This window comes from Prevotella disiens (assembly GCF_900454955.1).
Classification (GTDB): domain Bacteria; phylum Bacteroidota; class Bacteroidia; order Bacteroidales; family Bacteroidaceae; genus Prevotella; species Prevotella disiens.
Window position 1 is genome coordinate 32,291 of the sequence record NZ_UGTL01000002.1, and the last position, 14,429, is coordinate 46,719.

14 protein-coding genes are annotated in these 14,429 nt (G+C 42.0%); 3 read left to right on the top strand and 11 right to left on the bottom strand.

The genetic code is table 11. The annotated features are described in order from the left end of the window. From DYI03_RS10620 to DYI03_RS13475, 5 genes are all read right to left on the bottom strand, one after another. Positions 1–303 carry a DUF4134 domain-containing protein gene (locus DYI03_RS10620; RefSeq protein ID WP_008448479.1) on the bottom strand — a complete coding sequence of 101 codons (303 nt, stop codon included), beginning with the start codon at positions 301–303 and terminating at the stop codon, positions 1–3. A 151-nt stretch (positions 304–454) separates the two neighbouring features. Next, positions 455–1,225 carry a hypothetical protein gene (locus DYI03_RS10625; protein ID WP_025064687.1) on the bottom strand — a complete coding sequence of 257 codons (771 nt, stop codon included), beginning with the start codon at positions 1,223–1,225 and terminating at the stop codon, positions 455–457. Further along, positions 1,225–1,731 carry a DUF3408 domain-containing protein gene (locus DYI03_RS10630; RefSeq protein ID WP_021668235.1) on the bottom strand — a complete coding sequence of 169 codons (507 nt, stop codon included), beginning with the start codon at positions 1,729–1,731 and terminating at the stop codon, positions 1,225–1,227. The genes DYI03_RS10625 and DYI03_RS10630 overlap by 1 nt, the downstream gene beginning before the upstream one ends. 14 nt (positions 1,732–1,745) lie before the next feature. Continuing rightward, positions 1,746–2,519, bottom strand: a complete 774-nt coding sequence (locus DYI03_RS10635) for a ParA family protein (protein WP_115367965.1) — start codon at positions 2,517–2,519, stop codon at positions 1,746–1,748. A gap of 286 nt (positions 2,520–2,805) precedes the next feature. Next, a complete protein-coding gene (locus DYI03_RS13475) occupies positions 2,806–3,021 on the bottom strand; it encodes a hypothetical protein (protein ID WP_159105339.1) in 216 nt (71 codons plus the stop codon). A 62-nt stretch (positions 3,022–3,083) separates the two neighbouring features. Between DYI03_RS13475 and DYI03_RS10640 the strand changes: the two genes are divergently transcribed. From DYI03_RS10640 to mobC, 3 genes are all read left to right on the top strand, one after another. Next, positions 3,084–3,464, top strand: coding sequence for a plasmid mobilization protein (locus tag DYI03_RS10640; protein ID WP_021668798.1), 381 nt, complete (start codon positions 3,084–3,086; stop codon positions 3,462–3,464). Between the two features lie 6 nt (positions 3,465–3,470). After that, entirely contained in the window at positions 3,471–4,745 is a 1,275-nt protein-coding gene (gene mobB / locus DYI03_RS10645) for a conjugal transfer protein MobB (RefSeq protein ID WP_021668797.1), read from the top strand. A gap of 78 nt (positions 4,746–4,823) precedes the next feature. Further along, on the top strand, positions 4,824–6,830 hold the full coding sequence (gene mobC / locus DYI03_RS10650; RefSeq protein ID WP_025064688.1) for a conjugal transfer protein MobC: 2,007 nt from the start codon (positions 4,824–4,826) through the stop codon (positions 6,828–6,830). Positions 6,831–6,882: 52 nt separating this feature from the next. Here mobC and DYI03_RS13960 read toward each other — a convergent pair whose 3' ends face one another. From DYI03_RS13960 to DYI03_RS13480, 6 genes are all read right to left on the bottom strand, one after another. After that, positions 6,883–7,059, bottom strand: coding sequence for an IS1 family transposase (locus DYI03_RS13960; RefSeq protein WP_080547849.1), 177 nt, complete (start codon positions 7,057–7,059; stop codon positions 6,883–6,885). Between the two features lie 444 nt (positions 7,060–7,503). Further along, entirely contained in the window at positions 7,504–7,983 is a 480-nt protein-coding gene (locus DYI03_RS10660; RefSeq protein WP_004336026.1) for a hypothetical protein, read from the bottom strand. A gap of 17 nt (positions 7,984–8,000) precedes the next feature. Beyond that, complete coding sequence (locus DYI03_RS10665) at positions 8,001–10,190, bottom strand: peptidase domain-containing ABC transporter (RefSeq protein WP_004336027.1); 2,190 nt, start codon at positions 10,188–10,190, stop codon at positions 8,001–8,003. A gap of 9 nt (positions 10,191–10,199) precedes the next feature. After that, positions 10,200–12,458: an outer membrane beta-barrel protein gene (locus DYI03_RS10670; RefSeq protein WP_244916351.1), complete on the bottom strand. Its 2,259-nt coding sequence runs from the start codon at positions 12,456–12,458 to the stop codon at positions 10,200–10,202. 50 nt (positions 12,459–12,508) lie between these two features. Next, positions 12,509–13,945 (bottom strand): radical SAM/SPASM domain-containing protein, encoded by a 1,437-nt coding sequence (locus DYI03_RS10675; protein WP_004336029.1) that lies wholly within the window; start codon positions 13,943–13,945, stop codon positions 12,509–12,511. A 68-nt stretch (positions 13,946–14,013) separates the two neighbouring features. Further along, positions 14,014–14,166, bottom strand: coding sequence for a hypothetical protein (locus tag DYI03_RS13480; RefSeq protein ID WP_004339333.1), 153 nt, complete (start codon positions 14,164–14,166; stop codon positions 14,014–14,016). Positions 14,167–14,429: the final 263 nt, after the last annotated feature.

Genomic DNA, 14,429 nt, shown 5'->3' on the forward strand with positions numbered 1-14,429 from the left:
TTACAGGAAGAAGGAACGTAAGATGGTGGCAGCCACAATCAGGAAGATACACGCACCGAACCAAGAAGCGGCTGTCTTGCTCGTATCGGGGTCGCCACTTGAGAACTTGTTGTATACTTTTATTCCTCCGATAAGACCCACTACGGCACCGATGGCATAGATGAGTTTTGTACCCGGGTCGAAGTAGGAGGTTACCATTTTTGTGGCTTCGTTGATACCTGCCATACCGTTTCCCTGTGCGTACGCTGCTGCGGTGGTCAGTGCCGTCAGGAGCAGCATCATTGTGATTTTTTTGTTGTTCATTTTGCTGTTTATTTTAAGTTGTTAAACGAATTGTCTTCTTGTGGAGGTGTCAGGGGTGGCTCGGTTTTATCGTATGATAGATATTGGCTGATTATTTTACTTTTGAGCCACCCCTGCATTCCTCCGAAATATGAAAATCAAGAAACCATTTTTACAGATAATAGGACAGCGGTCTGTCGTCCGCCGTGTTTTCTTTGTCGTCTCCTCTTTCGTCCGCTTCGGACTCGGAAGAGGATGCTGTTTCTTTTTCCTGCTGTTCCGCCTCCTCAGCTTTGCGAATGGCGGCAAGAAGTCGTTGATGGTCGTGTTCTTGCTTGAGCGTGCTCTCTTTGAGGTGTTCCATCAACTCCGTGCCTCGTATGGCTTGAAGGGTCTCATGGATGGTTTCCTCATTTTCTGTCTGAAGCGCATCGTCATTCTTGTGCCAGCCACTGACACGGGCGATGTCCCGTGAGAGGATTGAAGTCGGTGAAACTTCGGGCATGGCTTCATCGGCAATCAGCAGGTCTTCCTTTAAAATGGAATCCTCGTCAGGTTCGTCCATTGTGTAGGCGACCTGCATTTCATTGTCCTTCTCCCGTTCGTCGGTATGCTCCGATGGCGATTGAGGTGGGATTGGCGACTCCGTTTCATCTTCTTTGCGTACATTTTGCGCTGCAAAGGTATCGGGATTATCGGCTGAATTTTCAGACGGGGAAACGGCGGGAACTTCGGGGACAGACGGGGAAACGAAGGGTTTACTTCTGCCCACCAGAACATGGCGAGCTTGTGCTATCTGCTCATTTGTTACGGCAGGTCGCTTTTTGGCTTTTTCTGCCGGTTGTGGTGCTGTGTGTCGGAATATTCTCCAAAGGTATGCGATGCCCAAAAGCATCCATACAATTCCAAGCAGCAACAAGATATTCATAAGTAATTCCATCATCATAAGTTTATGGTTTTATTGCGCCTGCGCTGTGAGGCGGTGTGGTTCAACATATCCTGATAGGTCTTCAGGTGGTCAAGAAGAATGTTTTCTATATATCCTGTAATGGAAGCCTCCGAGCGAAGGTCGCTCAACACATCACGCAGAATTTGCAGGATTTCGGTGTGAATGCTGAAACCTGACTTGTTGCGCCCGTTGCGCACACTTGTGAGAAAACGCTGCTCGTATTCTGCAAAGTCCATTGGCATGGAAGGAGTAGTTATACCTTTGCCTGCTTTCTTGCGTTTAGGAGATAGAGCAATCAATTCGGTAGAAACCTCGTTGGTCTTTTCCTCTTTTTCCACACCCCCAGAGACTGGGGCTTCCGAAATGATCTCTTCGTCCAAGTCGATAGGCTCATCAAAATCAGGAGTGTTTTCTGCCGTGCGTTTCTTGACACCAATATCCGCCATCTCCTTCATTTTTTTCTGAAGCAGCTGTTCTCGTTGTTCCTTTAATGAACTCATACACTATCCTCCGTTTACAGTTTGATTTTCCGCATGACTTCCGCCACCCATTCATCCACTCCCGTCTGCGGACGGAGGGAAATTGCAGGAGGAAGGTAAGAGCATCGGAACACGCCTCTTGTTCCTCCCTGTGCCAGTTCTCGACTAATCCTAACAGAATGGTAGATACGTGAATCAAGGATGGTCAGTCCTTGTTCTTTTGCGTTTTCAGTGAACAAATCAATGACCGTGGTACTCGCACTGCGATTGATCTTGTTCCAAAGCAGGAAGAAGTCCTGAATACGTGAACCTTCAAAGCCAATCCCCAACTCACAGATGGTTTTGGCATAGGCGAAACTCGATGCCAGCGACTGAGGGTCGGCTTCTATCGGAGAGATAATGTAGTCCATCGTAATGGACAAGTCCATCAAGGCACTTGTAACAGCATGACCGGGAAAGTCAAAAATAACGAGTTGCGGAGGGGATGCTTTCTTTTTAATATATTTCTCAATATCACCGACGGCACTCTCCGGTTTACTTCGGATGATTGGGTATGACTTTTTGCCATAGCAAGCCAGACGCTCGTGAAGTTCCTTGCCCAGTTCGGGGGAGGACTCGATAAGGTCTCTGTCCCGTTCGCGTAGCTTGAAGAACGATTCCTGTGTGCCATCGCAGTCCACGACGGCAAGAGGGATATTCTTTTCGTAGTATAAGATAGCCGCCAAGATTTCCGCAAGGCTGCTTTTGCCCACTCCGCCCTTCTGTGAGGCGAAGCCCAGATAGATGGGTGTTTCGTTTTTCTTTTTCATAATCTTGAATGGTCGTTAGTTGTGTTATAAATTATTTTTTAACTTGACTGATAAGTCTGATTACGTCCAAAGTTGAAACCTTATTCTTGACCCGACTCAAAAGTCGAATTTTGACTTAGATTAAAATTGACTCAGCTCAAAGGATTAAAATTGACTATATCCTGAATTTCATTCGGATAAGAATCACAGAGGTTGAAACTATCTTCTTGCACTCTTCATTCAAATGAATTTTAAGTTGACTTTTCACTGAATTCGGTTGCAAAATAACAAGGTTTTATCCTAACTTTCAACCACCGATGAAGTGCAGGGAAATGCGAGGAAAAAGAGTGAATACCACTGATAATGAGATATTTGAAAACTCGCCGTAACTTTGCAGGCGAGAATAATACATGGAGGTAAAATCCCGAAGCAGACACCCCACAAGGGTGGATACTTCAATCGTATCATTTCTTGATATTGGCAAGGTGTGTCTTTGTCCGACAAACTCCGTTTCTGCCGACAAAGACCCTTGCCCCGAAGGGGAGAGAATTACTCCAAAGTCGTAATTAGATAAGGATAAAAACAATGAATGGAAAGATTGAACGATGGGATAGATGGGATACCCGCCTTCCCAATCCCAAAGACCAGCAAAAAGTCATTGAACTTTTCCATAAATCCGGTGCAAAATCGAAGTCTGATTTTGTGCGTGGATGTATTCTTGGAGGGAAGTTCAAGGTGATAACAGTGGATAAATCCGCTGTGGACTATTATCGTAAACTCTCGGAATTGATTGCCGAAAATCATCGGATAGGCGTACTCTACAACCAAACAGTACGCGCAATAAACTCTTATCACAGCGTGAAAACTGCACAGATTTTACTTGAAAAATTGGAAAAAATCTCTGGTCAAATCATCACGCTACAACAGAAAGCCATCCAACTGACGGAACAATTTGATAGTCGATAAAGGAATATGATTGCAAAGATTTCTTCTACCGAGAACCTTGGAGGAGCATTGGGATATAACTTCAAAAAGGTGCAGCACGACGAAGCGGCAGTTCTCTGCGTGAACGAACTTCGGAAAGGCTTCGATGGCACTTTTCAAATGGATAAGGTACTTGCCGATATGCAAAAGGCAATACCTGAGCAATGCAGAACAAAGAAAACGGTCTTTCACTGCTCCCTCAATCCGCACCCAGACGAGAAGCTGTCTGATGAAAGGCTCACACAGATTGCGAAGGAGTATATGGAGGAACTCGGCTATGGCAAGCAACCCTACATCGTCTTTAAGCATAATGACATTGCCCGTGAGCATATCCACATCGTTTCGCTTCGGGTGGATAGCCAAGGCAGAAAAATCAATGACAGGTATGAGGGCAGGCGAAGCAAAAAGATTACTGATGCTCTGGAAAAGAAATATAACCTCATTCCAAATTCAAAGGTCAGTGATAGAACAACAACAGAAACGCCAAAGGTCGATACTACGCAAGGAAATATCAAGGAACAAGTGGCAAATACTGTTCGTTCTGCGATGAAGCATTATACATTCTGCTCCTTAGGTGAACTAAATGCCGTTCTGCATAAATACAACCTTGCGGTAGAGGAGGTTAAAACGGAGTATCGAGGAAAGCGATATGACGGACTGGTCTATGTGCCTACCGATGACAAGGGCAATAAGGTGAGCACGCCCATTCACGCCTCGGACATTGGTAGAGGTGTGGGCTATGCTGCCGTTCAGAACAAGATGCTGAAATCGAAGCAGATAGTTAAGCCATTGATACCAACCATCAGAAGAAAGGTATTAGAAGTAATGCGTACTTCTCCCCACACGGAGGGAATACTCCGACAAAGATTGGAGGAACAAGGCTTGCGAGTGGTAATCCGAAAGAATGATAATGGACGCATCTATGGTATTACGTTCATTGATGACAAAGAAGGCATTGCGCTCAATGGTTCCCGATTGGGTAAAGGATATGCTGCCAATGTATTCAACGCATATCTATCTAATCCAGCACACAATCCATTCTTGGATGAATCGCTTTATGGAAAGATTGATACCACCTTACAGCAGCAGATGCAGACAATACAGTCTGATGAGCAGGAAAGCGACAATCTTGTCGATGAACTTATCGACGATATGGTGGGAGAATCTTTCTCTTCTTCGGGCAACGATGATTGGAAGGAAGCAGCATGGCAGCGTAAGCTCCGAAGACAAAGTAAGGTAAAACTTAGACGAAGAAAACATTAAATAAACTCATTCAACAAACAAGATCTTTACAACTCCCCTCCCTTCGGAGGGGTTGGGGGAGGCTAAAAACACAGCATTATGGCACAAGAAGATGATTTAAGGGCATTAGGTAAGGTCATGGACTTTATGCGGGGTATATCGGTGATTTTCCTCCTCGTTAACTGTTATTGGTTCTGCTACGAGGCTTTTCATGTCTGGGGTTTTACGCTTGGAATCATTGATAAGATACTGATGAATTTCCAGCGTACCACAGGATTGTTTTCATCCATCCTATGGACGAAACTCTTTTGTGTGGTATTCCTCGCTTTATCGTGTTTAGGCACAAAAGGCGTGAAGGAGGAGAAAATCACATGGCCAAAGATTTGGACAGTGCTTTTCGCCGGGTTCGTGTTCTTCTTTCTGAATTGGTGGTTGTTGGCATTGCCCATTGGTAAGGTGGGTGCTGCTTCGCTCTATATCTTCACGCTGTCTGTGGGCTATGTCTGTCTGCTGATGGCAGGTGTGTGGATGAGCCGACTGCTCAAAAACAACTTGATGGACGATGTGTTCAATACCGAGAACGAGAGCTTTATGCAGGAAACAAGGCTGATGGAAAATGAATACTCGGTCAATCTTCCTACACGCTTCTATTATAAGAAAAGGTGGAACAAAGGCTGGATTAACGTGGTCAATCCGTTTCGTGCCTCAATGGTGTTAGGCACTCCCGGTTCGGGAAAATCATACGCTATCGTGAACAACTATATCAAGCAGCAGATAGAAAAAGGCTTTGCGATGTATATCTATGACTACAAGTTCCCCGACTTGTCGGAGATAGCCTACAATCACTTGCTTCATCATTTGGACGCCTACAAAGTAAAGCCGCAGTTCTATGTGATAAACTTCGACGACCCACGCAAGTCGCATCGTTGCAACCCCATCAATCCTGCCTTTATGACGGATATATCGGATGCCTACGAGAGTGCCTACACCATCATGCTTAACCTCAACCGCTCGTGGATACAGAAGCAGGGAGATTTCTTCGTCGAGTCACCGATTATCTTGCTGGCTGCCATCATTTGGTTTCTGAAAATCTATGAAAACGGGAAGTATTGCACATTTCCACACGCTATTGAGTTTCTGAATCGCCCCTACGCACAGATTTTCCCCATACTCACCTCCTACGATGAACTTGCCAACTACCTTTCTCCCTTCATGGATGCGTGGGAAGGAGGGGCGCAAGACCAGTTGCAGGGACAGATTGCCAGTGCCAAGATACCGCTTTCAAGAATGATTTCTCCGGCTCTCTATTGGGTGATGACAGGTGATGATTTCTCGCTTGACATCAACAATCCCAACGAGCCGAAAGTACTTGTTGTGGGCAATAATCCCGACCGGCAGAATATCTATTCGGCAGCACTCGGACTTTACAATAGCCGTATCGTAAAGCTCATCAACAAGAAGAAGCAACTTAAAAGCTCGGTAATTATCGACGAGTTGCCAACGATTTACTTCCGTGGATTGGATAATCTCATAGCCACAGCACGAAGCAATAAAGTGGCAGTGTGCTTGGGTTTTCAGGACTTTTCGCAGCTTACCCGTGACTATGGCGACAAGGAGAGCAAGGTAATCCAGAATACGGTGGGTAATGTGTTCTCAGGGCAGGTGGTTGGAGAAACAGCCAAAACTCTTTCCGAGCGTTTCGGCAAGGTACTTCAGCAGCGACAATCTATGACCATCAACCGAAACGACAAATCCACCTCTATCTCCACACAGATGGACAGCCTTATCCCTGCATCGAAAATCAGTAACCTTACACAGGGTATGTTTGTGGGTGCAGTGTCCGACAACTTTGATGAACGTATCGACCAAAAGATTTTTCACGCGGAGATTGTTGTGGATAGTGCCAAGGTGTCGGCTGAAATGAAAGCATACCAGCCCATCCCTATGATAGTGGAATTCAAAAATGAAGATGGCTCAGACAATCTCAAAGAAACCATCGAAGCCAATTATCGTAAGATAAAGCAAGAAATACTCTCGCTGGTTGATTCAGAGATTCAAAGGATAAAGAACACCCCTGCCTTGTCCCATCTCATTCCAGACAAATAATACAAACACGGATTGGGTATTGTAGTTGCAGTGTGATGATTACGGAACATGGCTATACCCACAGATAAATCCTTATGATAGCTGTTAGCATTGATAAACTACGGCTGTAACAAATCGTTTTCCGGTTTAGCCGTTTTAGGTGAGTGAGAAGTGTAAGATTGTACAGCTCGATATGGTTGGTGGAATGAAAAACGGGTATGGAGTATTTCCTAACTGATAAGATAGCCATAGTTTTTCAATTTATCGGTATAAATAAATTCAGCTTTGAAGAGGAAAGGGCTTTTAAGTATTACCGACAAAGTACGATTGGTACTCTGCCTACATTGAAGGCAACTACATGATTTATTTCTCTATCGTACAGCGATAGACGGTTATTTGATTTTACTTGTTATCTGTAAAATCCTTTTAAGCAAAGTGGTAATTGAACTTTCCAATACTCGTGCCGTACTACGAATACTCCACTTTTCTTTGGTCAGTTGAATGATTTCAGAATCAGTGTCAGGAAGATAGGCTTTGTCGGTGTAACCGGTAATAAAACGTTTTTGGCAATGTTTGCATTAGTAGCACCGTTTGCCATTGCGTTTCTTCTCACTTTTGATCATTTCCATTGAACAGCAATGTGGACATATTAACATAGACATTGCCCTCTTTCATCGCTTTATTACAATGGAAGTTACTGGACATTTATAATTCGCCTTACAATCTTTTGAAGTATGCTTTCATTGCTTATTAATATAGATGCTGTACCAGTCATTCCACTGATAATTTTATACCTGCAATCCGTTATCCTTATCTGTGCCGTGAACACGCTGCCTGCTGCCGTTTGTCGGGGTGTATGCGATGTGGATGTTATGATACCATTGGCAGCTCCGTATGTTTCTGCATCGTAACCCTCAACTTCGATGTTTACCGTCATTCCTCTCGTTATCGTATTCACGTATTTATAGGGAATGTCTATTGTGCCTTGACGGGCATTTGTCATCTGTACCTTTGCACTGACGGTTTCGGGATAAGGTATAAAGTATGCGCCCACCAGCAGTCCCAATATTACAATGGTGATAATAGTGATGCCATAGCGTACAATACCTGAAGGAATCTCGCCAATGATGTGTTTTACCTTCTCGCTGCGGAGTTCTATCTTGTTGTCTGCCATAATCTTCCTTTCTGCTGTCAGTTACCCAATTCCAATTGATTCTTTACAAGGTTGTAATAAGCACCACGCTTCGCTGTAAGTGCTTCGTGGTTGCCTGTCTCTACTACCTTACCTTTATCTAACACCACTATCTGGTCGGCATTTTTTACTGTGCTTAGTCTATGCGCCACGATAACGACTGTCTTGCCTTTGTAGAACCCGTCCAAATGTTCCACAATCATGCGCTCATTGTTGGCATCGAGCGAGTTGGTGGCTTCGTCAAGGAAGATGTAATCGGGATTCTTATACACGGCTCTTGCTATCAGAATACGCTGTTTCTGTCCCTGACTCAACCCCACGCCATCGCGACCAATCTTTGTGTTGTATTTTAAGGGCAGCCCCATCACATAATCGTGAATACAGGCTATTTCTGCAGCTTTCTGCAACCGCTCCTTGTCTATCTCGCCATCATCTACGGCAATGTTCCTTGCTATGCTCTCGGAGAATATCACACCGTCCTGCATCACTACGCCACATTGTCTGCGCCACCACTTCTTATTGAGCTCATTTACATCAGTTCCTCCAATGGTGATTTTTCCGCCCAATACAGGGTAATAGCCCAGCATAAGCTTGATGAGTGTTGTCTTACCGCTGCCCGATGCGCCTACGATAGCTGTTACCTTGCCTTTGGGGATTGTGAGGCTTACATCATCAATGATAGTTTTCAGGGCGTGAGGGTCGTACTTGAAGTTTACGCTTTCAAGGTCAATTCCCTTATGTTCTTCTTTTACTGCCATTTCCAATCCTTGCTTTCCGTTCTCATCATCTATGCGGTGTATCTCATTGATACGCTCAAGGCTTATCTTCACGTCCTGCACTGAATAGAAGAAACTCATCAACTGCTCAACGGGGGAGTTGAGTTGTCCGATGATATACTGCACGGCAAGCATCATACCTAAAGTAAGCTGTCCGTGAATGACGGCTGTTGCAGCCACCACCGTGATGACAATGTTCTTGAGTTCGTTAATGAAGATGCTGCCTGCCTCCTGTGTCTGTTGGAGCTTCAGCGACTTCATCTGCACCCCGAAAAGGTCTGCCTGAACATCCTCCCATTCCCAGCGACGGCGTTGTTCACAATCTTGGAGCTTTATCTCCTGCATGGAGGTGATGAACTCGTAGGTCTTGTTGTTATTGATGGTTTGTTGCTCGAAGAGTTCATAGTCCAACATCTTTCTACGTCTGAGAAATAGCGCAAGCCAACCGCCATAGAGCAGACTGCCGAGCATGAAAATGGTAAAGATGAGCCAGTTATAAGACAGCAGTACAACGCTGAATACCACAAATGTAAAAAGCGAGAACACGATGCTGAGCGTTTGCTGTGTCAGAAACGAGTTTACACGGCTGTGGTCGCTCATACGCTGCATAAGGTCGCCCATCAGTTTGGTGTCGAAGAACGACATGGGCAGTTTTAAGAGTTTGATAAAGAAGTCGCTCACCAACGAAATGTTAATCCGCATTGATATGTGCAATAATAACCATCTGCGAATAAAATCCGTAGCCGTGCGCCCTATAACAATCAAAAACTCTCCTAATAATATAAGCCAAATGAAACCAATATTATTATTTTTAATTCCAATATCTACGATTGACTGTGTTAGAAATGGTAGGATTAGTTGCAAAACACATCCTAAAACTAAGCCAATGATTATTTGAGTAAAAAAATTACGGTATTGTTTAAAATATCCATATAGAAATCTAAAAGATCGAGGATGGAATCTCTTCTGTTGCTTTGAGGTTTTGAAATTATCATTCGGTTCAAGGAATAAAGCAATTCCTTTCTCTTCGTTATTAGAAGTTGTGGCTATCCAATGTGTTTTCACTTGATCAATAGTGCATTTCTGGATACCTTTACTTGGGTCAGCAATATAAAACTTATTCCTTTTAACCTTGTATAATACAACAAAATGATTCTGATTCCAATGAAGTATGCATGGAAGATTTTCATTACACAAAGACTCAATAGTTACTTTGCCAGGAATAGAATGAAAGCCTAGAGTGGTTGCGGCTTCACATAGTCCTTGTAAAGAAACACCTTCCGAAGATGCAAAACATATTTTGGAGAGTTCTTCGATTGAAATAAATCGACCAAAATAATTAGAAATCATAGCTAATGATGCTATACCGCATTGCATAGCATCACGTTGCATGATAATTTTCATCTTCTTCATTGTATGGAGTTATAATCTATCTATCTCGTCCTGTCGAGATGTTTTTCCTTTATATTTACCCTTTGCTGCATTAAGAGTATATCGTATGCTTAATGTGATTGAACGGGATGCCCCTTGGATGTCAGAAGAATAATCGACAGTATTGGTGAACGTGTCAATTTTCTGTCTCCATGTATTGAATACATCATTAGCCGAGAGTGTGAAAACCCAGTTTCTCCAAGTTTTGTTCAAGGTCACCGATGCCTGCCACGAACCACGGCTATAAATCACATCTTGATTGCCGGTCCCGAGACCGAACAGATTAAAATAAGCATAGAAGCTGCTGGGAATATCGAACCGGTTGTTAAGCGACAGAGTATAGAGTGGTTTGTTGTATTTTCTTACGGGTGAGCCATACTTCAAATCCTGAACGTAGAACACGCCCTGTATGGTGGGATGCCAAAAGCCGAAATCAAGTTGTTGGACAGCCACAAGTTGGAATGAGTTATAATCTGGCAGATTGACTGGTTGTACAACATTAATACGATCGGTGTTGTCATAGCGATATATTGAGGTCACATTCCGTTTGTTCATTGTGAATGAGCTTTGAAGGATAAATTTCTTATAATAAAGATTCAATCCTATTTTGTGGCGGAGAGTTGAACGAAGTTCAGGATTGCCCGTTTCCCAAAGGGTAGGAGTAACATAAACGTATGTGTTGTCAAGAGATTGGTATCCCGGACGAGACACGGATGCTCTGTAAAACAAGCTCATACGAATAGATGAGTTAAAGGATATGCCCAGATTAGGCAACAAGTCTGTATATGATTTTGATAAATCTTCACGAAGAACGTTGTTTTGTCTGAAATCTGTATTGGTTGATTCAAGTCTAAGTCCACCATACATATTCCATGTGTTGTTGGGTGTCCAGTTAAAACCGACAAATCCTGCATAGAGATTTTGTTTTACATTGTCTGTTTCTGGAGCAATAAAATCCTGATTCCCGGTGGAGGACCCCAAATAATCCTGATTGTTGCGTGTATATGAGATTTCCGTGCCAGCCTCTATCTCTACCTTGCTGATTTTTCTTGACAGTACAATTTTTCCTGACCATAAAGAGGCTTTGCTTACATTCGAATTGTAGATCATATTGGTAGAATTGTTCTCATCTACACCCGAGTTGGAAGTACGATAGGATTTTACATAATCGGCGTCTATGCGTAACCCGATATTGGCAGGCAAGGAAAAACTGCCGAAGGTGTTGACATGATGCATAGAGCTTTGACTATGCAGGTCACTTATTGATGCTATTACATCTTCGGTCCCTTGATTTTCCATAACGGATTTGGCATTGCCGCTATAGTGACTCTTGGGAGTGCGCTGAAACGTGTATTTTGCACCAATGGAGTTGTTCCCGAAATCGTAGTTTAGGCCAGCGTCTGCCATGAGGGACTGGCTTCTGCTTTTGGCTTTGGAATAAGTATCAGTACGATATTTTGATTCAGGGTTACTCTCTGAATAAAAACCTTCAATATAATGTCTATCCTGTTTGAAGCCAGAAAAGCCGTATGATAAATCTCCCAAGACGGTAAGTCCGCTTTCTGTATGGTAATTCAGTGACACATCGACAGATTCTGACCATTCTTCACTTGCCGAAACATTACCTGCTGCGACAGCATGGAATCCCTCATTAAGTTTTTTTGTGCGTATGAGAATGACAGATGACACATTGGCGCCATATTTTGATGAAGGGTTGGTGATAATTTCTACATTGGATATATCGTTGGCGGAAAGTGAAGACAACTCACTTATTGAACGCACAAGCCTGTTGTTGATATAGATAACGGGTGTTCCATGTCCAAGGACAGATATCCCACCGCCAGATGCGTCAATCATCGGAAGGTACTTGATCGCCTCCATAGCATTGCCAAGTTTTGCAATAGGATTTCCTGCCATTGAGATTTGCAAGCCCCTCGGCGTTCCCTTGACATATCTCTTACTTCCCCGAACCACGACTTCTGCAAGTTTATTGGTGCTTTCAATATAAATCGTGGTATCACACGGAAGGATTACATCTGTGGTTTTGCATCCTACGGAGGATATGGAAAGAAACATCCCTTCTTTTAATGGGGTGTCGAAACCGAACAGACCGTTCAAATCCGTAAGGGTTGAGCCAACCATAACGGAGTCGGTCTGCATGAGTCTCACTGTTGCGAAACTTACTGGGATGGAATCTTCTAAGGTTAAAACTCGTGATCTGATATTATAGTTCTGATTCTGAGCGAACATAACGATATTCGAGAATAAAACTATAAAAAAAATAAAGAATCTTTTCATTTTCAAATACTATTTATACATGAAGGGTCTGGAAAGGTAATATTATTACCATATCGTAAGAATACATTAACAAGACATCTTTTGTTTTTTCCATAACAATCAGTTTTGCCAATACAAGAAAAACAAGGACTCTTCTCATCAATATGTTTTTCTAATTCTGACAGATAGATCGCTCGTGGGGATCTCCAAATTTTTGCCAATGAATCTTGCTTCAAATCTCCTATGATAAAATTTTTGTTCCAATATAATCGTTCGCACAAAGTAACTTTTCCATCTGGAAGAATAAAGCATGAACTAACATTGGCTGAACAACGATAATTAGCATCTTGATTTTTACAAAGCAATTCTGTGCTTTTGGAATCAACACCCTTGGCATTTAGTACAATCTCAAAAAATGGATTATAAGATAATTGAATCTTTCGAATGTATTGGCGTACTAAACTTTCTTGCCTAGATGTACATAACTCAATATTGCCCTTTTTGAATGGCAATAATGCATAACAAATATCCCATCGAGAAATTATACTATACTGATTTAAAAAAGAGAACAGTTGGAATATGGAATCAAAAGATGCGTTATTAGAGCAAAGAACTGTACTTATTCTTACTTTAAATGGTAACTCACGAAATGAAGATAATATATCAAATGTCTGTTGCAATTGTTTTAAATAATCATTGGGAGCATATAATAATGATTTATGTATTGTTTCATCAACTGTGTCTAATGAAATTTGCAAATCCCCTCTGTATTGAAGATTTATTAACTTATTGACATCAGACTCTTTCAACGGTTTTTTTGTTGATAAAAAATCAACAGGATAACCAGAATTTAATAAGAATGAAATATATTCTTCCCAATTTGGTTTGACGAAAACATCTCCTCCAATTAGTTCTATTTTCCTTACTCCAATGGTCTTACATTCTGTAATGAGATTACAAAAATCGTCAAAATTTAAATCGCTGCTTGTCGTGTATGTATCAGCATAACAATAATTACACTTGACAGCACATTTATTATTTAGCATAATAACGATCTTGTCGGGACTTGTATATAATCTTTTCGTTTTCAAGTCCACATCGTTCATATTCAGAGATATATGGATAATATCATCAAATTTCCTTTTATTTACTTCTGTAGATGATATTAATGTATTAGGAGGGAACGAAATGTTCATATCCCCAAATTTAACATAGGTAATCTCTTGATTATCTAATAGAGAATGTACAAAAGAAGTAATTATCTGTTTAGAAATTCCCATGTTTTCATAAAACCAAGATTCTGTTTCTGCTACATTATTTGTGTAACTTATTGTAGCCAATACAATAGCGTGGATAGGATGTATATATGACATCCAACCATCTCCATCAGTAGAGTCAAAGATAACGACTCTCTTTTCATCACTACGAAGAGCATATTTGGGATTAAAAACAATATACATTGCGACCGTGAATATTTAAAAGTAGGATTGGAGACCATAAATTCTCCAATCCTACCTAATAGTGGGGATTATCCAGCTGTTTGATGTTTTACGATAATCCCTGAGTTTGCAACATTACAATGAACCACGATTGTAGTGTCCTGCTCAACAGGCTCATTCTCTCCTATGCCACCTTTTACAGCGAAAAGGTCTTCAATGGCTTCAACTTTTAGTAATTTCATAGCGATGAAGTGCTTTAAGTTAAACATATACGAACTATGAATCCCATAGTAAGGTCTTTTGACGCGATAAAATTCCGGAATCATCTATTGTCTTTGACGGCATAAAGATAGCAATTTTTTTGCATCGTTCGCAATAAAAAATAAAAAAAATGCTCATAATGCTATTTTTTAACTTTTCGCAACACTTTTACGGTGACAATCATTCAGATTCCATCTGATAAAAACTCATTTAAAACAGAAAGACTTTCTTGTTATTTCCCAAT

Coding starts and splice junctions, on each gene's coding strand:
- DYI03_RS10620 (WP_008448479.1), bottom strand. CDS start 303: ATGAACAACAAAAAAATCACAATGATGCTGCTCCTGACGGCACTGACC.
- DYI03_RS10625 (WP_025064687.1), bottom strand. CDS start 1,225: ATGATGGAATTACTTATGAATATCTTGTTGCTGCTTGGAATTGTATGG.
- DYI03_RS10630 (WP_021668235.1), bottom strand. CDS start 1,731: ATGAGTTCATTAAAGGAACAACGAGAACAGCTGCTTCAGAAAAAAATG.
- DYI03_RS10635 (WP_115367965.1), bottom strand. CDS start 2,519: ATGAAAAAGAAAAACGAAACACCCATCTATCTGGGCTTCGCCTCACAG.
- DYI03_RS10640 (WP_021668798.1), top strand. CDS start 3,084: ATGAATGGAAAGATTGAACGATGGGATAGATGGGATACCCGCCTTCCC.
- mobB (WP_021668797.1), top strand. CDS start 3,471: ATGATTGCAAAGATTTCTTCTACCGAGAACCTTGGAGGAGCATTGGGA.
- mobC (WP_025064688.1), top strand. CDS start 4,824: ATGGCACAAGAAGATGATTTAAGGGCATTAGGTAAGGTCATGGACTTT.
- DYI03_RS13960 (WP_080547849.1), bottom strand. CDS start 7,059: ATGGCTATCTTATCAGTTAGGAAATACTCCATACCCGTTTTTCATTCC.
- DYI03_RS10660 (WP_004336026.1), bottom strand. CDS start 7,983: ATGGCAGACAACAAGATAGAACTCCGCAGCGAGAAGGTAAAACACATC.
- DYI03_RS10665 (WP_004336027.1), bottom strand. CDS start 10,190: ATGAAGAAGATGAAAATTATCATGCAACGTGATGCTATGCAATGCGGT.
- DYI03_RS10670 (WP_244916351.1), bottom strand. CDS start 12,458: ATGTTCGCTCAGAATCAGAACTATAATATCAGATCACGAGTTTTAACC.
- DYI03_RS10675 (WP_004336029.1), bottom strand. CDS start 13,945: ATGTATATTGTTTTTAATCCCAAATATGCTCTTCGTAGTGATGAAAAG.
- DYI03_RS13480 (WP_004339333.1), bottom strand. CDS start 14,166: ATGAAATTACTAAAAGTTGAAGCCATTGAAGACCTTTTCGCTGTAAAA.